The following is a 20146-nucleotide window of genomic DNA, read 5'->3' as shown; positions in this document are numbered from 1 at the left end:
GACGTTTGCGTCCGCTATCTGTCACTGACCTAGAGTAGCCGCGTGTCCCCGTCCCTGGAACCCGCCTTCGCGGGGCTCGTCGACGACGCGGCGATCTTCCCGCCCGGCGACGTCCCGCTTCCCGAGGCCGTCGCCGCCCATGCCGCCCGTACGCCGCAGGAGGGCGCGGAGCTGGTCGGAAGCTTCGTGCTCCGCGACACCGACCTGCCTGCCGTGCGTGGCTTGGAGGCCCCCCTGTCGGTGGTCGTGACCGGCGGTGCCGGTCAGCTGGCCGGCCCCGCGGGGCTGTGCGGCCGGCTTGGGCTGCGTCTCGCGGCCCTCGAGATCGCGCTGCGCGACCTCGACGACCTCGCGGGCAACGCGCGCCGGGTGGTCGCCGCCGTGGACGCGGCCCGCGCCGAGGGCGTGCTCGACGAGCACCTGCCGATCTTCGTCGAGCTGCCCCTGGACGACCCGGGCCACTCCTGGCTCGCGGCCGCCGACGAGGTGGCCGGCGCCGAGCTGCGCCTCAAGCTCCGCACCGGCGGCCTCGAGGCCCACCACGTGCCCTCGTCCGCCACGCTCGCGGCGTGGATCGACGCGGCGCTCGACCGCGAGACGCCGTTCAAGTGCACGGCCGGGCTGCACCACGCGGTGCGCCACGACGAGGGTCACGGCTTCCTCAACGTGCTCGCCGCCACCCGGCTCGCGTTCGACGGCGGGTCGCGGGAGGAGGTGGTGGCCACGCTGGAGTCGCGGGACGCGGCCGCACTGGCCGCGCGGGACCTGACCGGCGTACGGCGGTGGTTCACGTCGTTCGGGTCCTGCTCGGTCGCCGAGCCGTGGGCCGACCTGCGCGAGCTGGGGCTGGTCGCATGAGCACCGCATCGCCCGGGAGTACGAGCGCAGCGAGTACTCCCCATGGAAGGACGGAGTCCTTCCACCACCTTCCGTACGGCGTCTTCTCGCCCGCGGGCGAGGCTCCGCGGGTCGGGGTCCGCCTGGGCGACCGGGTCCTCGACCTGCACGCCGCCACCGGCCGGCCGCAGCTGGCGTCCGCCTCGCTCAACGCCTTCATGGCCCTCGGCCCCGACGTGTGGGCCGAGACCCGGGAGCAGGCCCGCACGGCGGCCGAGGCCGACGGGCCGTCGTACCCCCTCGAGGAGGTGACGCTGCACCTGCCGGTCGAGGTGGCCGACTACGTCGACTTCTACGCCTCGGAGCAGCACGCCTCCAACGTCGGGCGGATCTTCCGACCCGACCAGGAGCCGCTGCTGCCCAACTGGCGACACCTGCCGGTCGGCTACCACGGGCGTGCCGGCACGGTGGTGCCCAGCGGCACGCCGGTGGTGCGCCCGAGCGGGCAGCGGAAGGCGCCGACCGAGGACGCGCCGACGTTCGGACCGAGCCGGAGGCTGGACATCGAGGCGGAGCTCGGCTTCGTGGTCGGCGCCGGTTCGACGCTCGGCACCCCCGTGCCGCACGACGACTTCGCCCGGCACGTGTTCGGCGTGGTGGGCCTCAACGACTGGTCGGCGCGCGACATCCAGGCGTGGGAGTACGTGCCGCTGGGGCCGTTCCTCGGCAAGTCGTTCGCCACCTCGATCTCCCACTGGGTGACCCCGCTGGCGGCGTTGGAGGCGGCCTGGGTCGACCTGCCCGGCCAGGACCCGCGCCCACTCGACTACCTCGCGCCCGACCGCGCCCGCGGGCTCGACATCGACGTCGAGGTCGTGATCGACGGCGAGGTCGTGAGCCGGCCGCCGTACTCGTCGATGTACTGGTCGCCCGCGCAGATGCTGGCCCACCTCACCGCCAACGGGGCCTCCCTGCGCACCGGCGACCTCTTCGCCTCGGGCACGATCAGCGGCCCGGAGGCCTCCCAGCGCGGGTCGCTCCTCGAGCTCAGCTGGGGCGGGAGCGAGCCGTGGGGTGACGGACGCACCTTCTTGGAGGACGGCGACGAGGTCGTGCTCCGCTACTCCGCGCCCGGGGCGGATGGCGGGCGGATCGCCCTCGGCGACGTGCGCGGGCGGATCGAGTCGGCACACTAGAACCCGTTCTGCTCCGGGCCTACCCTTCGGCCATGGGCCTGCTGACACCACTCGCCGTGCGCATCGGGGCCCTCCCCTGGATGCCCCGGCTGCTGCCTCAGGTGGTGTGGACCGACACCCGCCTGCAGCGGCTCACCGGCGGGCGGGTCACGCTCCTCGACGTCGCGGGGCTGCCCAACCTCGCACTGACCGTGCCCGGGCGCAGGAGCGGCATCCCGCGCACCACCCCGCTCCTGTGCGTGCCGCACGGAGACGGCTGGCTGGTCGCCGGTTCCTACTTCGGGGGGCCTCGGACGCCGCTATGGGTCGCCAACCTCCGGGCCACCACCACCGCGACGGTCCGCTACCAGGGCGTCGAGCACGAGGTGACCTGGCGCGAGGTCGAGGGCGAGGAGCGAGCCGAGCTCTGGCAGGTGATGCTGCGCACGTGGCCCAACTTCGCCAAATACGAGGAGCGCACCACCCGGCGGATCCCGGTCTTCCTTCTCGAGCGGACACAGTCGCCCAGGCCCTAAGGTCTCGGCATGCACGCGCAGTTCGGGCAGCACCCCGCGCCCTCCCACGTCATCGCCCACCTCAGCGACCCGCACCTGCTCGCCGGCGGGCAGCGGCAGTACGGCCGGGTCGACACCGAGGCCGGCCTGCGGCGCGCGCTGGAGCGACTCGCCCACGTGCATCCGGCCCCCCAGGCGCTGGTCTTCACCGGCGACCTCGCCGACAAGGCCGAGCCGGCGGCGTACGCGCGGCTGCGCGAGATCGTCGAGCCGGCGGCGGCCGCGATGGGCGCGCAGGTGGTCTGGACGATGGGCAATCACGACGAGCGGGCGGAGTACGCCGCCGGGCTGTTCGGCGAGGAGGCCACCGGGCCGCAGGACCGCGTCTACGACGTGGCCGGCCTGCGGGTCGTGGCGCTGGACACCAGCGTGCCGGGCTACCACCACGGCGAGCTCGAGGAGTCGCAGCTGGCCTGGCTGGCCGACGTGCTCGCCACCCCGGCCGAGCACGGCACGATCCTGGCGATGCACCACCCGCCGATCCCGCTGCCGATGCTCCGGGCCGCGGAGATCATCGAGCTCCTCGACCAGCACCGGCTCGAGGAGGTCGTCCGCGGGACCGACGTACGCGAGATCATGGGCGGGCACTTCCACTTCTCGACGTACTCGCAGTTCGCGGGCGTGCCGGTCAGCGTCGCCTCGGCCTCCTGCTACACCTCCGACCCCGCGCCGGTGAAGCGGTTCGTCTCCGGCGTCGACGGCCACACGTCGTTCACGATGATGCACGTCTACGCCGACCGGGTGGTGCACACCGTCGTACCCCTGGCCGAGGCTCCCGAGGTCAGCGGCTTCCCCTCCGACGTCCTCGCCCAGGTCGAGGCCCTCTCCCCCGAAGAGCGCCGCGAGGCCCTCTCCCGCAAGGACTCCCCCTTCAACGCCGACTTCGAGGACCACTCCCCCCGCGACTGACCCGTCGCCAACTGCGCGCAACCACCGTGACCCGTCAGAAAGTCTCTGACGGGTCAGCGGTCGGACGGACGGCGCCGGGGGTCACCACCTGGGCGTCGACGCCGAACCACGGCTCGCCGTCGGTGGTGGGGCGGTACCTGGACAGTGCCTTGAGGAGGGAGCCGTCCTTCTCTCCGGTCGTGGGGTCGAGGTCGATGACGCCGCAGCGGCCGACCGGCCCCCGGATACGGACGACCGCCTCACCCACTCGGAGCTCACGGCCGGCCCAGCCGTCCTCGGCGTACGGCTCGTCGCCGGCGTCCACGACCATCGTCATCCGGAAGCGCGCGGTGGTGTCGAGCAGGTCCCCGCGGCCGGTGCGCTCCCCGAGGTCGCGCAAGGAGGCCGTGGTCAGCAGGCTCACGGGGGCGCCGTACACGACGCCGCCGCGCGGCGACGCGGCGAGCCGCACCTCCTTGCCCAGGTACGACGTCAGCAGCGCGGCGTGCGGCCCGTCGGTGAGCTCGTGGGCAACCGAGCGGCCCCAGTAGTCGCACGTGACCCGCTCGCCGGTGAGCACCGGCGGCGCCGACGCACGCCGGCCGTCCGGCAGCTCCAGGTCGAGCACCGACCCGTCCCATGCGGCGACCACCGCCAGCAGGGCACGGTGGGTGACGGTCCGTAGGACGGTGCGCCGCTCGACGTCGACGAGGCAGAAGGCGCGGTCCCCTACCGGTCCGTGGTCGTCCAGCGCGACCTCGTCGTAGGACGTGTGTCGCATGCCCTTGACCGGCGAGAACCCAACGGAGACGACCTGCACGACCTCGATCCTCGCACGGTCGTGGGCATGACGACACGCTCAAGCGCCCCGGTCCTGGGGGCCGGGGCGCTGCGGTGGCAGGTGCAGGATTCGAACCTGCGTAGGCATAAGCCGACGGATTTACAGTCCGTTCCCATTGGCCGCTCGGGCAACCTGCCTGGCGAAGCACGACCGGTGTTTGGTCGGTCGGCAACGAGGCGAAACAATAGCGCAGCGACAACCGCGAACGAAAAACCGCAGACCAGGAGCAGGTGATCCAGATGGGCGACTCGTCCTTCGACATCGTGAGCAAGTACGACCGGCAGGAGGTCGACAACGCGCTCGGTCAGACCGCGCGCGAGATCGCGACCCGGTTCGACTTCAAGGGCACCGGCGCGACCATCGAGTGGCAGGGCGACGAGGCGATCGAGATCACCGCCTCGGCCGATGACCGCGCCACCGCCGTCCTGGACGTCTTCAAGGGCAAGCTGATCAAGCGCGACGTGAGCCTGAAGGTGATCGACCCCTCCGAGCCGCGCCAGTCAGGCACCGTCTCCAAGATCGCGATCGCGCTCAAGGAGGGCATCTCGTCGGAGGACGCGAAGAAGATCTCCAAGCTGATCCGCGACGAGGGTCCGAAGGGGGTCAAGGCGCAGATCCAGGGCGACGAGCTCCGGGTCTCCTCCAAGAAGCGCGACGACCTGCAGGCCGTGCAGGCGCTCGTGAAGTCGCAGGACTACGACTTCGCCGTGCAGTTCACGAACTACCGCTGAGCCGAAGCCGGAGGGCGGGCGCCGGTCCGACGCCCGCCCTCCGTGCCTCAGACGGCCGCCATCGCGGCGACGGCGGTCGCACCCGAGGCGGCGGTCAGCCACACCCTCGCGCCCTCGGCCAGCTCCAGCTGGCGCGCGTGCGTACGGGTGAGCACGACGGTCACGTCGCCGCCGGCGGTGGCGACCTGGGTCCGGACCTCGAAGCCCACGCGCAGGACCCGCGTGACCGTCCCCTCGATCGCGCCGTCCGGGCCCGGAGTCACCGTGAGCTCGATGTCGTGCGGGCGCAGGCGCACCGCGCCGAGCTGGGTGACCTCGCCGAGGAAGCCCATGACGAACTCGTTGGCCGGCTCGTCGTAGAGCTGGTCGGGCGTGCCGATCTGCTCGACCCGACCCTCGTTGATGACCACGATCTCGTCGGCGACCTCGAGGGCCTCCTCCTGGTCGTGGGTCACGAACACCGTGGTCACGTGGACCTCGTCATGCAGGCGGCGCAGCCAGTCGCGCAGCTCCTTGCGGACCTTGGCGTCGAGGGCCCCGAAGGGCTCGTCGAGCAGCAGGACCTTGGGCTCGACCGCCAGGGCGCGGGCCAGCGCCATGCGCTGGCGCTGACCGCCGGAGAGCTGCGAGGGGAGCCGGTGGGAGAACTGCGACAGGTGCACGAGCTCGAGGAGCTCCTCCACCCGGCGCTTGACCTCGTCCTTGGGCCGCTTGCGGATCTCCAACCCGAACGCGACGTTCTTGGCCACGGTCATGTGCTTGAAGACCGCGTAGTGCTGGAACACGAAGCCGACACCGCGCTTCTGGGCCGGCAGCCGGGTGGCGTCGGTCCCCTCGATGTCGATGGTGCCGACATCGGCGCTGTCGAGGCCGGCGATGATCCGCAGCAGGGTCGACTTGCCGCCGCCGGACGGACCGAGCAGGGCGGTCAGCTGACCGGTGGGCAGGGACACGGAGACGTCGTCGAGGGCGACGAAGTCCCCGAACTTCTTGGTGACGTTCTTGACTTCGATACTCATGGTGGGTCCTTCGGGATCGAGCGAGTCAGTGGGTGCGCTGAGGGCGCAGGAGGGCGACGACGACCAGGCAGGCGATGCTGACGAGGATGAGCAGGAACGACGTCGCGTACGCCGTCTGCTGCTCGAAGCCCTGGTATTTCGACTCCACGACGAGCGGTGCGGTCTGGGTCTCTCCGGTGATGCTGCCCGAGACGATCTTGACCGCCCCGAACTCGCCGAGACTGCGGGCCAGGCTGAGCACCACGCCGTAGACGACCGCCCACTTGATGCTGGGCAGCGTGATCCGCCAGAAGGTCTGCCGGGTGCTGGCTCCCAGGCTCCGGGCCGCCTGCTCCTGGTCGTCCCCGATCTCGTGCAGGACGGGCACCACCTCGCGGATGACCAGCGGCAGGGCCACGAAGCAGGTCGCCATGACCATGCCGGGTGAGTTGAAGATGATCTGGAGCCCGGCACTCTGGGCGGCGGGCCCGATCCACCCGTCGCGCGCGTTGTAGACCAGCAGCAGCGCCAGGCCCACGACCACGGGAGACACCGACAGCGGCAGGTCGATCAGCGCCGAGAGGACCCGCTTACCCGGGAACTCGAAGCGCACCAGCAGCAGCGAGATGCCCACGCCGAAGACCAGGTTGATGACGACGGCCCAGAACGCGATCATCAGCGACAGCTGGAGTGCTCCGACCACCTGCTCGTCGGCCAGGGCCTCGGAGAGGTTGTCGAAGCCGGCCTCGAAGGTGCGCTGCACCACGAGCGTGACCGGCCAGGCCACGAGGAAGAAGACGTAGCCGACGGCCGCAAGCCGCAGCAGCCACTTGACGGGGAGCGAGACCTCAACCACGGCGGGCCACCCTTCGCTGCACCAGGTCCAACGTCACGATCACGACCAGGGCGACGAAGAGCATCACCGAGGCCAGCGCGGCGGCCGAGCCGTTGTTGCCGTTCTCGATGAAGGTCAGCACGCGCACCGAGACCACCTCGGTCTCGAAGGGCAGGTTGCCGCTCAGCAGGACCAGGGAGCCGTACTCCGAGATCGCGCGTGCGAACGACAGCGCGGCCCCGGCCGCGATGGCCGGCGCCAGACTGGGCAGGATGATCCGGCGCAGGATCGTCGGGCGGTCGGCTCCGAGCGAGGCGGCGGCCTCCTCGACGTCGGCTTCGAGCTCCTCGAGCACCGGCTGGACGGTCCGGACGACGAACGGCAGGGTCACGAACGCGAGCGCCAGCGTGACGGCGTTCTCGGTGAACGCCCAGTGCAGGCCGAGGGGGCTCTTGGGTCCGTACAGCGAGAGCAGGACCAGCCCGGCCACGATCGTCGGCAGCGCGAACGGCACGTCGATGACCACGTCGAGCAGCCGCTTGCCCCAGAACTGGTCGCGGACCAGCACCCAGGCGATGACCGTGCCGATCACGATGTTGATCACCGTGACGATCGCGGCCTGGCCCACGGTGAGGGTCACCGCGGCCCAGGTCTGGTCGTCGCGGAGGACCGACAGGTAGCGGTCCCAGCCGCCCGCGCCGGCCGCGGCGATGACCGCGGAGAGGGGGATCAGGACCAGCAGGCTGAACCAGATCATCGCGATGCCGAGGCCGAGACCGGCACCGCGGGTCAAGGTGTTGCGTGGGGTCGAGCGGCGAACGCGCCGCGGCCGGCGTCCCTCAGGGGACGCCGGCCTGGCTACTTCGCTCGCCCCGATGAGGGCGGAGGTCATTCCTCGCCGACCTGACCGGTGGTCTGCTGCAGCTCGGTGATGATGCCGAGCGGGTTGCCGTCCTCGCCGTCGCCGAAGAACTTGTCGGCTGCCTCGCCCCATCCGCCGAAGTCGGTGTCCAGGGTGAACAGCTTCTCCGGAGTCGGGAACGGGTCGGAGGGGTCGTTGGCCCCCTCGACCTCGCCGACCGTGACGCCGTCGACGACCGGACGGAAGCCGGACTGGGCATAGTCGGCCTGCGCCTCGGGACCGGTCATGAACTCCAGGAACGCCTTGGCGGCGCTGCTGGCGTCCTTGGTGACGGCCGCGGGGTTCTCGATCAGCAGCGTGTCCGGCGGGATGACGTAGTCGATGTCGGCGCCGCTCTGCTTGGCCAGGATCGCCTCGTTCTCGTAGGAGAGGAGGACGTCGCCCGAGCCGTCGGTGAACGCGGTGGTCGCCTCGCGGCCGCTCCCCGGAAGTGCGATCGTGTTGTTGAGGAGCTTGGTGATGTACTCGCGGGCCTCGGCCTCGCTGCCGCCGTTGCCGGTCACGTGGGCCCAGCCGGCGAGGATGTTCCAGCGCGCGGAGCCGGACGACCCCGGGTTGGGCGTGATGATGTCCACGCCGGGCTCGACGATGTCGTCCCAGGTCGAGATGTCCTCTGGGTTGCCCTTGCGGACCACGAAGACGACGACGGAGGAGGTCGCGATGCCCTTGGTGGCGTTGTCCTTCCAGTCCTCGGCCACGAGACCCTCGCCCACGAGACGAGTCACATCGGTCTCGAGCGAGTAGTGGACGACGTCGGCGGGAGCGCCGGCGACGACGCCGCGGCTCTGGTCGCCCGACGCGCCGTACGAGGTGCCGAATTCGACCCCGTCGCCCTCGTCGGTCTTCTTGAAGTCATCGAAGACCGGCTTGTTCGCCGCCTCCATGACCGAGAAGGCGTTGACGCTGATCTTCTCGCCGGAATCGCTGCTACCCGAAGCAGAGCACCCGGTCAAGGCCAGCACCCCGGTGGCGGCACCCGCCACCGCGGCCTTGATCGTCTTCTTCATCGTGTCATCCCTCTGTCGTGCCGCGGCGTCCCCCACGACGGTGTTAATGCGCTTATGTCGAGCAGAGTAGTCGAATTACCTAGGTTCGTGTGGATGAATTCGGTGTGTCGCACTTCACTGTCCAGCGCAGGAGACGTCCGCCGCGGCCTCGCATGACGGACTATCGTGAGAAGAACGCCATGGCCGGGAGGGTCGGACCGACCCGCCTGAATCGCGTTCCAGGCCTTCGCGGGCTCCGAGTACGATCGCTGGGGCAGGTGCTCCGGACGTCGAAGGTGGCAAGGTGTCAAAGCAGGTCAAGCAGCTCGACCGGGTGATCATCCGGTTCGCGGGCGACTCCGGTGATGGCATGCAGCTCACGGGAGACCGGTTCACCCAGGAGTCGGCGGTGTTCGGCAACGACCTGGTGACCCTGCCGAACTTCCCGGCCGAGATCCGCGCCCCTCAGGGCACGCTGCCGGGTGTCTCCTCGTTCCAGGTGCACTTCGCCGACCACGACATCCTGACCGCGGGCGACGCCCCGGACGTGCTGGTCGCGATGAACCCGGCCGCGCTCAAGGCCAACCTCGGCGATCTGCCCAAGGGCGCGACCATCATCGTCGACAGCCACGACTTCTCCGGCCGCAACCTGACCAAGGCCGGCTACGACTCCAACCCCCTGGACGCCCTCGAGCAGGGCGGCGCGGGCGGCGAGCTGGGTGAGTTCCACGTGCACCCCGTCGACCTGACGGGCATGACCGTGGAGGCGGTCAAGGAGTTCGGGCTCTCGCGCAAGGACGCGGCGCGGGCCAAGAACATGTTCGCCCTCGGGCTGCTGTCCTGGATGTACGGCCGGCCCACCGAGTCCACCATCGCGTTCCTGTCCAAGCGCTTCGCCAAGGTCCCCGACATCCGCGACGCCAACATCACCGCCTTCAAGGCCGGGTGGAACTTCGGTGAGACCACGGAGGCCTTCGCGGTCTCCTACGAGATCAAGCCGGCCCCCGTCTCGGCGGGCACCTACCGCAACATCACCGGCAACCTCGCGCTGTCCTACGGCCTGGTGGCCGCCGGGGTGCGCTCCGGGCTGCCGATCTTCCTGGGGTCCTACCCGATCACCCCGGCCTCCGACATCCTCCACGAGCTGAGCAAGCACAAGTCGTTCGGCGTGACCACACTGCAGGCCGAGGACGAGATCGCCGGCGTCGGCGCCGCTATCGGCGCCTCGTTCGCCGGCCACCTGGGGGTCACCACCACCTCGGGTCCCGGCATCGCGCTGAAGTCGGAGGCCATCGGCCTGGCCGTCATGACCGAGCTGCCCCTGCTCGTCATCGACGTGCAGCGCGGCGGCCCGTCGACGGGACTGCCGACGAAGACCGAGCAGGCCGACCTGATGCAGGCGATGTTCGGCCGCAACGGCGAGGCGCCGGTGCCGATCATCGCCCCGCAGTCGCCCGGCGACTGCTTCACCGCCGCGGTCGAGGCCGCCCGGATAGCGATCACCTACCGCACGCCGGTGATGCTGCTCTCCGACGGCTACCTGGCCAACGGCTCGGAGCCGTGGCGCATCCCCGAGATCGACGACCTGCCCCTGATCGACCCCGCCTTCGCGACCGAGGCCAACCACGTCGTCACCCCGGCCGGCACCGCGGAGGACGGCACCGTCACCGCGGAGGAGAAGGACTTCTGGCCGTACCTGCGCGACGAGGAGACCCTGGCCCGTCCCTGGGCGGTGCCCGGCACCGCGGGGCTCGAGCACCGCATCGGCGGACTGGAGAAGGGCGACGGGCACGGCAACATCTCCTACGACCCGGCCAACCACGACCTCATGGTCCGCACCCGCCAGGCCAAGGTCGACCGCATCGCCGCCTCGCTGCCGGCGCTGGAGGTCGACGACCCGTCCGGCGAGGCCAAGGTGCTGGTGATCGGCTGGGGCTCGACGTACGGCCCGATCGGCGCCGGCTGCCGGCGCGTCCGCAAGGCCGGCTACCACGTCGCTCAGGTCCACCTGCGCCACCTCAACCCGTTCCCCTCCGACCTCGGCGACATCCTGCGTCGCTACGACAAGGTCCTCGTCCCCGAGATGAACCTCGGCCAGCTCTCCACCCTGCTGCGCGCGAAGTACCTCGTCGACGCCGTCGGCTACAACCAGGTCAACGGCATGCCGATCAAGGCCGCCGTCCTCGCCGACGCGATCGGCGCCCTGGTCGCCGAGGCCGAGGGCATCGAGGTCGACCTCACGCCTGAGGAGGCACCCCAGTGACCACCAGCACCGAGACCACCACCGGACTGCCGTTCCCGGGCGTCCGCTCCGGGATCGAGCTCGTCCCGACCAACGACGCGCCCCAGACCGGCAAGGAGTACACCTCCGACCAGGAGGTCCGCTGGTGCCCGGGCTGCGGCGACTACGCCGTCCTGAAGGCGGTCCAGGGTTTCCTGCCCCAGCTCGGGCTGCGCCGCGAGAACATCGTCTTCGTCTCCGGGATCGGCTGCTCCAGCCGGTTCCCCTACTACCTCGACACCTTCGGCATGCACTCGATCCACGGCCGCGCGCCGTCGATCGCGACCGGCATCGCCACGGCGCGCGAGGACCTCTCGGTGTGGGTCGTCACGGGGGACGGCGATGCCCTCTCCATCGGGGGCAACCACCTGATCCACGCCCTGCGCCGCAACGTCAACATGACGATCCTGCTGTTCAACAACCGCATCTACGGCCTCACCAAGGGCCAGTACTCCCCCACCTCGGAGACCGGCAAGGTCACCAAGTCGACGCCCATGGGCTCCCTGGACCAGCCCTTCAACCCGGTCTCGCTGGCGCTCGGCGCGGAGGCCTCGTTCGTGGCCCGCACGATCGACTCCGACCGCAAGCACCTCACCCACGTGCTCTCCGCGGCCGCCGCCCACCGCGGCACCTCGCTGGTCGAGATCTACCAGAACTGCCCGATCTTCAACGACGGCGCGTTCGACGCGATCAAGAACAACGACACCAAGGCGGACGCGATCATCCCGCTCGTGCACGGCGAGACGATCCGCTTCGGCGCCGAGGGCTCCAAGGGCCTGATCCGCGACAGCGTGACCGGGGGCGTCAAGGTGGCGCTCGTGGCCGAGGTCGGCGAGGACCAGCTGCTCGTCCACGACGCGCACAACCCGGACCCGTCCACCGCGTTCGCGATCAGCCGCCTCACCGACTCCGGCTACCTCAACCAGTCGCCGATCGGGATCTTCCGCCAGGTCGAGCGCCCGACGTACGACGACCAGGCCCGCGCCCAGATCGCCACCGCCAAGGCCGACGCCCCCGGAGACCCCACCGAGCGCCTCGGCGCGCTCATCAACTCCGGCGACACCTGGACCGTCGTCTGAGGCCGCGACCGAGCTTGCTCGGTCGCTGGCCGGGCCGTCTCGAAACCCCGTGAGGCGTGAGGCAGCCGCACCCCAGCGCGACGGGACCGAGACGCCACGAGGGCCCTGCCGAACCGGCAGGGCCCTCGTGCTGCGTAGAGGTGAACTCAACGACGGACGATGCAGCCCGCCCACTTGTTGGTCGCCTTGTGGGTGGCGTTCGCGGGCACGTAGATGCGGAAGCAGTCGCCGACCTTGCCGCCGAACTTGAAGTTGAAGCGGCCGGCCTTGGTGGTGCGCTGCTGCTTGAAGCTCTTGAACCCGCAGCGCTTGCAGGCCTTCTTCTGCAGCTTCACGACCTTGTTCTTGGCGGTGACGACCTGGCCCTTGACGTAGAACTTGCCGTTCTTGCCGCCGCCCGAGAGCTCCTTGAAGACGTGGTAGGTGCGCGCCTTCTCCGTGGAGCGTTCGGTGGCCGAGGCCGTGCCGGTGGACAGGGTGGCGCCCAGCATGACGAGGGCGGCGAGCAGTGCAGTGACGAGGCGGATGGTGGACCGCATGGTTTCTCCTAAGAATGGGGGATGACGCACCCTAGTCCTATCCACGCCGTCACCTGACTAAACCCCCGCTCTCAGCAGTTTTCCCGGGCGCAAGCGAGCCACACTCGGCCCTCGAGCCGGGGCAGGTCACCGGCCGCCGGGGCGAGGCCGCGGTAGCGCCATACCGGACGGTCCGTGCGCGGGAACTCGATGCGGAACCGGAAGCGTCCCCGGGCGTCGGCGCGGCGCGTGGCGTAGTGCTTCCAGGCACAGGTCGCGCACTTCTTGCGCTGGTAGTGCACCCACCGACCGGCGCCCTCGGTCAGTTGCCCGGCCAGGTAGTGGCTGCCGTCGACGTACGACGCCCGGTCGGGCAGCCGTCCTGGCTCGGCCGCGGTGGCCGGGACCGCGGACCCGACGACGAGGGCGGCGAGGAGCACCCCGAGCCGCGCCCTCGCGGCGTGCCAGACCAGACGAGGGGTCCCCATGGCGCTCACCCTATGCTCGGGCCGTGCTGGAGGCCAGGAAGGGACTGCTCCTCGGGGTGGCCGCCTATCTGATGTGGGGTGCCTTCCCGTTGTACTGGCCGCTCCTGGAGCCGGCCGGAGCCTTCGAGATCCTGGCCCACCGGGTCCTGTGGTCGCTGGTCACGATGGGGCTGATCGCCGTGGCGCTGCGCCGGGGCTCGCGGGTCCGCGCGCTGGCCCGCGACCGCCGTGTGCTGGCCCTGCTGGTGCTGTCGGCGGCGAGCGTCACGGTCAACTGGGCGATGTACATCTGGGGGGTCAACAACGGTCGCGTCGTCGAGACCTCGCTGGGTTACTTCATCAACCCGCTGGTGACGGTGCTCATGGGCGTGCTGCTGCTGGGCGAGCGGGTGCGCCGCCCTCAGTGGCTGGCGCTCGGCGTGGGGATCCTGGCGGTGCTGGTGCTCACGTGGGACTACGGGCGCCTGCCGTGGGTGGCGCTGGTCCTGGCGCTCAGCTTCGGCATCTACGGGCTGGCCAAGAAGACCGCCGGGGTCGGTGCGATCGAAGGGCTCACCGCGGAGACGTTGCTGATCGTGCCGTTCGCCGCGACTTACCTCGCGTGGCTCGGGACGAGCGGCGATGCCGACTTCGGCTCCCACGGGGCCGGGCACGTCGTGCTGCTCATGACCACCGGGATCGTCACGGCCATCCCGCTGCTGTGCTTCGGCGCCGCGGCCACCCGCATCCCCCTGGTGTCCCTGGGGCTGCTGCAGTACCTCGCACCGATCCTGCAGTTCGCGCTCGGGGTGTTCTGGTTCCACGAGGACATGCCGCCCGGCCGCTGGGCCGGGTTCGCGCTGGTCTGGCTGGCCCTCACCGTCCTCACCGTGGACGCGGTGCGCCACCGCAGCCGCCAGCTGGCGCTCGCGGCGAGGTCGGCGACAGCCGGGTAGACCTGCCTGCTACGCGGAGCGGACCGCCACGACGTCCGCGAACGCCTCGAGCGCCTCGCGCACCGTGCCCTCGGGCAGGACGGTCAGCAGCGCCTTGGCCTCCTCGGCGCGCGAGACGACGTAGGCCCGCGCCTCCTGCATCGCCGGGTGCTTGCGCAGCAGGTCGAGCGCCTCGGCGTGCAGAGCGTCGTCGGTCAGGTCGGCGTCGAGGAGCTCCAGGAGCCGGGCGTCGGCCGGGTCCTTCGAGGCACGGGCCATGAGGACCGGAAGTGTGGGCACGCCCTCGCGCAGATCGGTGCCGGGAGTCTTGCCGGACTCGGCGGACTCCGAGGCCACGTCGAGGATGTCGTCGGAGAGCTGGAAGGCCGCGCCGACGATCTCGCCGTAGGCCGTGAGCGCCTCCTCGACCTCCGCGCTGGCGCCACCGAACCGCGCGCCGTAGCGGGCCGAGGTCGCGATCAGCGAGCCGGTCTTACCTGCGACCACGTCGAGGTAGTGCTGCAGGGGATCATCGCCGGGTCCCGGCGCGACGGTCTCGAGGATCTGGCCCTCGACCAGCCGCGTGAACGTCTCGGCCTGGATGCGCACGGCGTCGGCCCCCAGGCGAGCGGTCAGCTCGGAGGACTTCGCGAACAGGAAGTCCCCGGTCAGGATCGCCACGTGGTTGTCGAAGCGGGAGTTGGCGGAGTCGGCGCCGCGGCGCAGGGACGCCTCGTCCATCACGTCGTCGTGGTAGAGCGAGCCGACGTGGGTGATCTCCACGACGCAGGCGGCGGTGACGACCTCGTCGGCGCCCGCGCGATGACCCGCCTCGGCCGCGAGGAGCACCAGCAGCGGTCGGAACCGCTTGCCGCCGGCGGAGAGCAGGTGGCGCGCCGCCTCGGTGACGTACGGCGCCCGGCTCTGCGCGTGCTCGAACAGCGCCGCCTCGACCACCGCCATCCGCTCGCGCAGGCGCGCCGCCAGCGCATCGTCACTGATGGGCAGCGCCAGGTCCGCGGCGGGGTTCGAGCTCACCTGATGAAGTCTCCCGCATTCGTCACGAGATCCAGCACCGGGCCCGGCACGACGCCGAGGACGAGCGTGGCGACGGCGCACACCGTGATCGTCACGGTCGTCAGCGGCGAGGCCGCGGTCACCGCGGCGACCTCCCCCTCGGGCTCGCTGAAGAACATCAGCCGGATGTGGCGGATGTAGAAGTACACCGCGATGATGCTCGCCAGGATCGCGACCAACACGACCGGCCACGCCCCCGCCGACATCGCGACCGTGAACACCGCCCACTTGCCGACGAAGCCCGCCGTCAGCGGGATGCCGGCCATCGACAGCAGGAAGAACGCGAAGGCCCCGGCGATCCACGGCGAGCGCCGGCCCAGACCGGCCCAGCGCGGGAACGTCGTGGCCTCACCACCGGAGTCACGCACCACCGTGACGATGGCGAAGGCGCCGACCGTCGCGAAGCCGTAGGTCGTGAGGTAGAACAGGACCGACTCGAGCGAGGTGACCTGGCCGTCCACGAGCTCGCCCGCCGCCTGGACACCGAGCATGCCCGTGAGCAGGAAGCCGGTGTGGGAGATCGCCGAGTAGGCCAGCATCCGCTTGACGTCGGACTGCACGATCGCCAGGACGGCGCCCACGAGCATCGTGAGGATCGCCACCGCCCACATCATCGGCTGCCACGTCCAGCGCTCGAGCCCGAAGCCGACGTAGAACAGGCGCATCAGCGCGCCGAAGGCGGCGACCTTGGTGCCAGCCGCCATGAAGGCGGTGACCGGCGTCGGAGCCCCCTGGTAGACGTCGGGAGTCCACGAGTGGAACGGAGCCGCACCGACCTTGAACAGCAGGCCGACGGCCAGCATGCCCATGCCGATCAGCAGCAGCGACTGATTGCCGACGTCGTTGCGGACGGCCTCGCCGATCTCCGCGAGCTGCATCGACCCCGCGAAGCCGTAGACCAGCGCGACGCCGTAGAGGAAGAACCCGGAGGAGAACGCGCCGAGCAGGAAGTACTTGAGCGCGGCCTCCTGGCTCAGCAGCCGGCGGCGGCGCGCAAGACCGCAGAGCAGGTACAGCGGCAGCGAGAGCACCTCGAGGGCCACGAACATGGTCAGCAGGTCGTTGGTCGCCGGGAACAGCAGCATGCCGGCGACGGCGAACATCAGCAGCGGGTAGACCTCGGTGTGGTCCAGCCCGCGCGTCGACGCCTGGCGCTCCGCCTCGGTGCCGGGCAGTGCCGCGGCCTGGCCGGCGAAGGCCGACACGCCGACCTCGAGCCGGCGCTCGGCGAACAGGGCCACGCCGCCGATCGCGAACACCAGGATGAGGCCCCACAGGTAGACGGCCGGACCGTCGATGACCAGCGTGTCGGAGGCGCCGAGCAGGCCGCGCGCGGCGCCGCCCCCACGCTCGGTCAGGTCGGTGGCGACCCAGATCGTCGCGACCAGGGCGGCGACCAGACCGACCCCGGCCAGGGCGACCTGGACCAGGTAGCGCCGCTCGCGCGGCAGGAACGCCTCGACGAGGACCCCGAGGCAGGCCGCGGCGAAGACGATGAGCAACGGTGACAGCTCGAAGTACTCGATGGTGGGCTTGACGAACTCCATCAGTGCTCGCCCCCTTCCTGGGAACCGGCAGGTACGTCGGGCTCGTCGTCGCTCACGCCCACGTGGACGAGGAGCGAGTCGATGGTCGGGTTGGCCACGTCGAGCAGCGGCATCGGGTAGAAGCCGAAGAGCACGAGCGCCAGCATCAGCGGTACGACCGCGCCGACCTCACGCCGGTCGAGGTCGGGGGTGGCCTGCAGCTCCGGGAGGCCGGGGCCGGTGAAGACCCGCTGGTACATCCACAGCACGTAGATGGCCGCGAGCACGATGCCGGTGACCGCGACGGCACCGACGTACCAGGCGTAGTCGAAGGCGGACAGCAGCACCAGGAACTCGGAGATGAACGGGCTGAGACCCGGCAGGCCCAGGGTCGCCAGGCCGGCGATGAGGAACAGCCCGGCGAGCACCGGGGTGGCCTTCTCCAGCGCGCCCATCTGGCTGATCAGCGTGGTGCCGCGGCGTCGGATCAGGTAGCCGGCCAGCAGGAACAGCGCGGCCGTGCCGAGACCGTGGTTGACCATGTACAGGATCGCGCCGGAGCCGCCCTGCGTGGTCATCGTGAAGACGCCGATCGTGATGAACCCGAAGTGGCTCAGCGAGGTGAGGCCGATCAGGCGCAGGATGTCGTCCTGGCCGATCGCGAGCAGGGCGCCGTAGACGATCGAGATGAGCGCCAGCACGATGACCAGCGGCGTGGCCCACTCCGAGGCCTCCGGGAAGATCCCGAGGCAGAAGCGCAGCATCCCGAAGGTGCCGATCTTGTCGAGCACGCAGACCAGCAGGACGCTGACGCCCGGGGTGGCCTTCTCGGTGGTGTCGGCCAGCCAGGTGTGGACCGGGAACAGCGGCGCCTTGATCGCGAAGGCGATGAAGAACCCCGCGAACAGCCAGCGTCCGGCCTCCGTGGAGATGTCGAGCTCGGCGAGGTCCGAGAGCAGGTACGACGGCGTGCCCTGCTGCGCGGAGACGACGTAGAGCCCGATGACCGAGGCCAGCAGCACGAGCCCGCCGGCGAGCTGGAACATCAAGAACTTGACCGCGGCGCCCCCGCGACCGGCCTTGCCGTAGCCGCCGATCAGGAAGTACGCGGGGATCAGCGTGGCCTCGAAGACGACGTAGAAGAGGAACACGTCGGTGGCACAGAAGACCGCGAGCGAGAGCGCCTCGAGGGCCAGGGCCCAGGCGAAGAACGCCCGGGTGTTGCCCTCGTCCCCGTCGAACCAGCCGGCCACGAGCACGATCGGCACGAGGACGACCGTGAGCAGGACCATGAGCAGGCCCAGGCCGTCGACGCCGAGGGCGTAGTTGACGCCGAACGCCTCGATCCAGGTGTGCTGCTCCTGCAGCTGCATGCCGCCGTCGACGTCGTACTGCAGAGCGATCGCGACACCGAGCGCGAGCGTGAGCAGGGAGACCCCGACCGCGGCCACCTTGGTGACGGCGGGGGGCGCGAAGCCCACGACCAGCGCACCCACGAGGGGCACGGCGATCAGCAGGGTGAGCCAGGGGAAGTCGTTCATCCGAGGTTCACCGCCAGCAGGGCCAGCACGACGAGGAGCACGCCGGCGAGGAGGGAGAGGGCATAGGAGCGCACGAAACCGTTCTGGATCTTCCGTAGCTGTCCGCCGATGCCGGAGACCGCGAGCGCGCCCCCGGTGAAGGCGCCGTCGGCACCGTGGCGGTCGAACGTGAGCAGGCCGCCGACGAGGTGCCGGCCGGGGTTGACGACCAGGCCCTCGTTGATGGCGTCGCCGTAGAGGTCGGCGCGCGCCGCCCTGGTGGCGAAGGAGACGTCCTCGGGCGGGGTCAGTGCGATCTCCCGCTTGGCCACGAGGAACCAGGCGAGGGCGACGCCGACCGCGACGACCAGCACCACGATGCCGGTGATGGCGAGCGCCGGGAGCGGCGGCTCGTGGTGCTCGACGTGCCCGACCACCGGCGAGAGCCAGTCGACGATCCAGTCGCCGAGGAGCAGGACGCCGGCGAGGACCGACAGCGCGGCCAGCACGATCAGCGGGACGGTCATGACCGCCGGCGACTCGTGCGGGTGCACGCCCTCCCGCCAGCGCTTGTTGGTGAAGAACGTCATCAGCATCAGCCGGGTCATGTAGAAGCCGGTGATGCCGGCGCCGAGCAGGGCGGCCAGGCCGACCACGAGGTTCTCGGTGAGGGCGACCTCGATGATCTTGTCCTTGGACCAGAACCCGGAGAATCCGGGGAAGCCGATGATGGCCAGGTAGCCCATGGCGAAGGTCAGGAAGGTGACCGGCATGGCGTGCCGCAGGGCGCCGTAGCGGCGCATGTCCACGTCGTCGTCCATGCCGTGCATGACCGAGCCGGCGCCGAGGAACATGTTGGCCTTGAAGAACCCGTGCGTGAGCAGGTGGAAGATCGCGAACGCGTAGCCGGCGGTGCCGAGACCGGCGGCCAGCATCATGTAGCCGATCTGGCTCATCGTGGAGCCGGCCAGCGCCTTCTTGATGTCGTCCTTCGCGCACCCGAGCACCGCGCCCCACAGCAGCGTGACGGTGGCGACGATGACCACAGCGGTCTGGGCGGCAGGGGCCAGCTCGAACACGAAGTTGGAGCGGACGATCAGGTAGACGCCCGCGGTCACCATCGTGGCGGCGTGGATGAGCGCCGACACCGGGGTCGGGCCCTCCATGGCGTCCAGCAGCCAGGCCTGCAGCGGCACCTGGGCGGACTTGCCGCACGCCGCGAGCAGGAGCAGCAGGCCGAGCGCGTTGAGCGTGGTCTCGGAGGCGCCCGCCGACGCTTCGCTGATGCCGCTGAAGCTGGTCGTGCCGAAGGTGACGAAGAACAGGAAGATCGCCAGGGCCATGCCCATGTCGCCGACGCGGTTCATCACGAAGGCCTTCTTGGCGGCGGCGGCAGCGGTGGGCTTGTGCTGCCAGAAGCCGATCAGCAGGTACGACGCCAGGCCGACGCCCTCCCAGCCGAGGAACAGACCGACGTAGTTCTCCGCCATGACCAGCATGAGCATGGCCGCGACGAAGAGGTTGAGGTAGCCGAAGAAGCGACGACGGCGCGGGTCGTGCGCCATGTAGCCGATCGAATAGACGTGGATCAGCGTGCCGACGCCGGTGATCAGCAGCAGGAACAGCGCCGACAGCGGGTCGTAGAGCAGGTCCATGCCGACGTCGAGACCGCCGACGTGGATCCAGTCGTAGAGGTGCTGGGAGATCTGTCGCTCGTCCTCGCCGCGGTCCATCAGGGACAGGAACATCAGCAGGCTCACGACGAAGGACCCGGCCGCCGTGGCGGTGCCGAGCAGGTGGCCCCAGCGGTCGGTCAGCCGACCGCCCAGCAGCAGGACGACGGCGCCGGCCAGCGGCAGCCCGATCACGAGCCACATCAGGGAGAAGATCCCGTCGGCGGAGGTCGGGTCGACCACCGGGATGTGGGCAGACTCAGTCAAAAGGTGCATCTCGGA

Annotated in this window: 19 protein-coding genes and 1 tRNA gene; 8 read left to right on the top strand and 12 right to left on the bottom strand. The window is 70.4% G+C overall.

Annotation, left to right across the window (positions count from 1 at the left end; genetic code table 11):
• Nucleotides 1-42 precede the first annotated feature (42 nt).
• From LRP67_RS05375 to LRP67_RS05360, 4 genes are read left to right on the top strand one after another with little or no spacing between them, the layout of a single operon-like run.
• On the top strand, nt 43-858 hold the full coding sequence (locus LRP67_RS05375) for a hypothetical protein (RefSeq protein WP_231269153.1): 816 nt from the start codon (nt 43-45) through the stop codon (nt 856-858).
• Nucleotides 855-2033, top strand: coding sequence for a fumarylacetoacetase (gene fahA / locus LRP67_RS05370; protein WP_231269152.1), 1179 nt, complete (start codon nt 855-857; stop codon nt 2031-2033). Before LRP67_RS05375 ends, fahA begins: the two co-directional genes overlap by 4 nt.
• A 32-nt stretch (nt 2034-2065) precedes the next feature.
• Nucleotides 2066-2548, top strand: a complete 483-nt coding sequence (locus LRP67_RS05365) for a nitroreductase family deazaflavin-dependent oxidoreductase (protein ID WP_231269151.1) — start codon at nt 2066-2068, stop codon at nt 2546-2548.
• 9 nt (nt 2549-2557) lie between these two features.
• Entirely contained in the window at nt 2558-3496 is a 939-nt protein-coding gene (locus LRP67_RS05360) for a metallophosphoesterase (protein WP_231269150.1), read from the top strand.
• 34 nt (nt 3497-3530) lie between these two features.
• Here the strand turns inward: LRP67_RS05360 and LRP67_RS21775 are convergent, their stop codons facing one another.
• Nucleotides 3531-4295: an MOSC domain-containing protein gene (locus LRP67_RS21775; protein WP_231269149.1), complete on the bottom strand. Its 765-nt coding sequence runs from the start codon at nt 4293-4295 to the stop codon at nt 3531-3533.
• Between the two features lie 75 nt (nt 4296-4370).
• Nucleotides 4371-4453 (bottom strand) — tRNA-Tyr (locus tag LRP67_RS05350).
• A gap of 102 nt (nt 4454-4555) precedes the next feature.
• On the opposite strand from LRP67_RS05350, the gene LRP67_RS05345 reads away from it, so the two are divergent.
• Nucleotides 4556-5047, top strand: coding sequence for a YajQ family cyclic di-GMP-binding protein (locus LRP67_RS05345; protein WP_231269148.1), 492 nt, complete (start codon nt 4556-4558; stop codon nt 5045-5047).
• Nucleotides 5048-5094: 47 nt separating this feature from the next.
• Here the strand turns inward: LRP67_RS05345 and LRP67_RS05340 are convergent, their stop codons facing one another.
• The 4 genes from LRP67_RS05340 to LRP67_RS05325 form a co-directional block, all read right to left on the bottom strand.
• A complete protein-coding gene (locus LRP67_RS05340) occupies nt 5095-6066 on the bottom strand; it encodes a sulfate/molybdate ABC transporter ATP-binding protein (protein ID WP_231269147.1) in 972 nt (323 codons plus the stop codon).
• A 25-nt stretch (nt 6067-6091) separates the two neighbouring features.
• Nucleotides 6092-6901 (bottom strand): sulfate ABC transporter permease, encoded by an 810-nt coding sequence (locus LRP67_RS05335; protein ID WP_231269146.1) that lies wholly within the window; start codon nt 6899-6901, stop codon nt 6092-6094.
• Entirely contained in the window at nt 6894-7673 is a 780-nt protein-coding gene (gene cysT, locus LRP67_RS05330; protein WP_231269145.1) for a sulfate ABC transporter permease subunit CysT, read from the bottom strand. The genes LRP67_RS05335 and cysT overlap by 8 nt, the downstream gene beginning before the upstream one ends.
• 95 nt (nt 7674-7768) lie before the next feature.
• Nucleotides 7769-8809 carry a sulfate ABC transporter substrate-binding protein gene (locus tag LRP67_RS05325; RefSeq protein ID WP_231269144.1) on the bottom strand — a complete coding sequence of 347 codons (1041 nt, stop codon included), beginning with the start codon at nt 8807-8809 and terminating at the stop codon, nt 7769-7771.
• 244 nt (nt 8810-9053) lie between these two features.
• On the opposite strand from LRP67_RS05325, the gene LRP67_RS05320 reads away from it, so the two are divergent.
• Both LRP67_RS05320 and LRP67_RS05315 read left to right on the top strand, forming a co-directional pair.
• Nucleotides 9054-11051 (top strand): 2-oxoacid:acceptor oxidoreductase subunit alpha, encoded by a 1998-nt coding sequence (locus tag LRP67_RS05320; protein ID WP_374107395.1) that lies wholly within the window; start codon nt 9054-9056, stop codon nt 11049-11051.
• Nucleotides 11052-11077: 26 nt separating this feature from the next.
• Nucleotides 11078-12148 (top strand): 2-oxoacid:ferredoxin oxidoreductase subunit beta, encoded by a 1071-nt coding sequence (locus tag LRP67_RS05315; protein ID WP_269211176.1) that lies wholly within the window; start codon nt 11078-11080, stop codon nt 12146-12148.
• A gap of 146 nt (nt 12149-12294) precedes the next feature.
• Here the strand turns inward: LRP67_RS05315 and LRP67_RS05310 are convergent, their stop codons facing one another.
• Nucleotides 12295-12687: a hypothetical protein gene (locus tag LRP67_RS05310; RefSeq protein WP_231269142.1), complete on the bottom strand. Its 393-nt coding sequence runs from the start codon at nt 12685-12687 to the stop codon at nt 12295-12297.
• 71 nt (nt 12688-12758) lie between these two features.
• Nucleotides 12759-13154, bottom strand: coding sequence for a hypothetical protein (locus LRP67_RS05305; RefSeq protein WP_231269141.1), 396 nt, complete (start codon nt 13152-13154; stop codon nt 12759-12761).
• A 23-nt stretch (nt 13155-13177) separates the two neighbouring features.
• On the opposite strand from LRP67_RS05305, the gene rarD reads away from it, so the two are divergent.
• Nucleotides 13178-14089, top strand: coding sequence for an EamA family transporter RarD (gene rarD / locus LRP67_RS05300; protein WP_231269140.1), 912 nt, complete (start codon nt 13178-13180; stop codon nt 14087-14089).
• 9 nt (nt 14090-14098) lie between these two features.
• On the opposite strand, the gene LRP67_RS05295 is transcribed toward rarD, so the two are convergent.
• The 4 genes from LRP67_RS05295 to nuoL form a co-directional block, all read right to left on the bottom strand.
• The gene (locus tag LRP67_RS05295; RefSeq protein ID WP_231269225.1) at nt 14099-15031 is read right to left on the bottom strand and encodes a polyprenyl synthetase family protein; all 933 of its coding nucleotides are present in this window, start codon (nt 15029-15031) and stop codon (nt 14099-14101) included.
• Nucleotides 15032-15102: 71 nt separating this feature from the next.
• Entirely contained in the window at nt 15103-16692 is a 1590-nt protein-coding gene (nuoN, locus tag LRP67_RS05290; RefSeq protein WP_231269139.1) for an NADH-quinone oxidoreductase subunit NuoN, read from the bottom strand.
• Nucleotides 16692-18212, bottom strand: coding sequence for an NADH-quinone oxidoreductase subunit M (locus tag LRP67_RS05285; protein WP_231269138.1), 1521 nt, complete (start codon nt 18210-18212; stop codon nt 16692-16694). Before LRP67_RS05285 ends, nuoN begins: the two co-directional genes overlap by 1 nt.
• Nucleotides 18209-20140, bottom strand: a complete 1932-nt coding sequence (gene nuoL / locus LRP67_RS05280) for an NADH-quinone oxidoreductase subunit L (protein ID WP_231269137.1) — start codon at nt 20138-20140, stop codon at nt 18209-18211. Before nuoL ends, LRP67_RS05285 begins: the two co-directional genes overlap by 4 nt.
• Nucleotides 20141-20146 lie beyond the last annotated feature (6 nt).

Source organism: Nocardioides sp. cx-169 (genome assembly GCF_021083605.1).
In the GTDB taxonomy this organism is placed as follows: Bacteria; Actinomycetota; Actinomycetes; order Propionibacteriales; family Nocardioidaceae; genus Nocardioides.
The sequence above is the reverse complement of the archived record's forward strand: the minus strand, read 5'-3'. Positions and strand labels throughout refer to the sequence as shown.

Bases quoted from the DNA above. Each gene is read 5' to 3' on its own strand.
- LRP67_RS05340 (WP_231269147.1), bottom strand. From the start codon at position 6,066: ATGAGTATCGAAGTCAAGAACGTCACCAAGAAGTTCGGGGACTTCGTC.
- nuoN (WP_231269139.1), bottom strand. From the start codon at position 16,692: ATGGAGTTCGTCAAGCCCACCATCGAGTACTTCGAGCTGTCACCGTTG.
- nuoL (WP_231269137.1), bottom strand. From the start codon at position 20,140: ATGCACCTTTTGACTGAGTCTGCCCACATCCCGGTGGTCGACCCGACC.
- LRP67_RS05305 (WP_231269141.1), bottom strand. From the start codon at position 13,154: ATGGGGACCCCTCGTCTGGTCTGGCACGCCGCGAGGGCGCGGCTCGGG.
- LRP67_RS05310 (WP_231269142.1), bottom strand. From the start codon at position 12,687: ATGCGGTCCACCATCCGCCTCGTCACTGCACTGCTCGCCGCCCTCGTC.
- LRP67_RS05295 (WP_231269225.1), bottom strand. From the start codon at position 15,031: ATGGCGGTGGTCGAGGCGGCGCTGTTCGAGCACGCGCAGAGCCGGGCG.
- LRP67_RS05325 (WP_231269144.1), bottom strand. From the start codon at position 8,809: ATGAAGAAGACGATCAAGGCCGCGGTGGCGGGTGCCGCCACCGGGGTG.
- LRP67_RS05345 (WP_231269148.1), top strand. From the start codon at position 4,556: ATGGGCGACTCGTCCTTCGACATCGTGAGCAAGTACGACCGGCAGGAG.
- LRP67_RS05360 (WP_231269150.1), top strand. From the start codon at position 2,558: ATGCACGCGCAGTTCGGGCAGCACCCCGCGCCCTCCCACGTCATCGCC.
- LRP67_RS05365 (WP_231269151.1), top strand. From the start codon at position 2,066: ATGGGCCTGCTGACACCACTCGCCGTGCGCATCGGGGCCCTCCCCTGG.
- fahA (WP_231269152.1), top strand. From the start codon at position 855: ATGAGCACCGCATCGCCCGGGAGTACGAGCGCAGCGAGTACTCCCCAT.
- LRP67_RS05285 (WP_231269138.1), bottom strand. From the start codon at position 18,212: ATGAACGACTTCCCCTGGCTCACCCTGCTGATCGCCGTGCCCCTCGTG.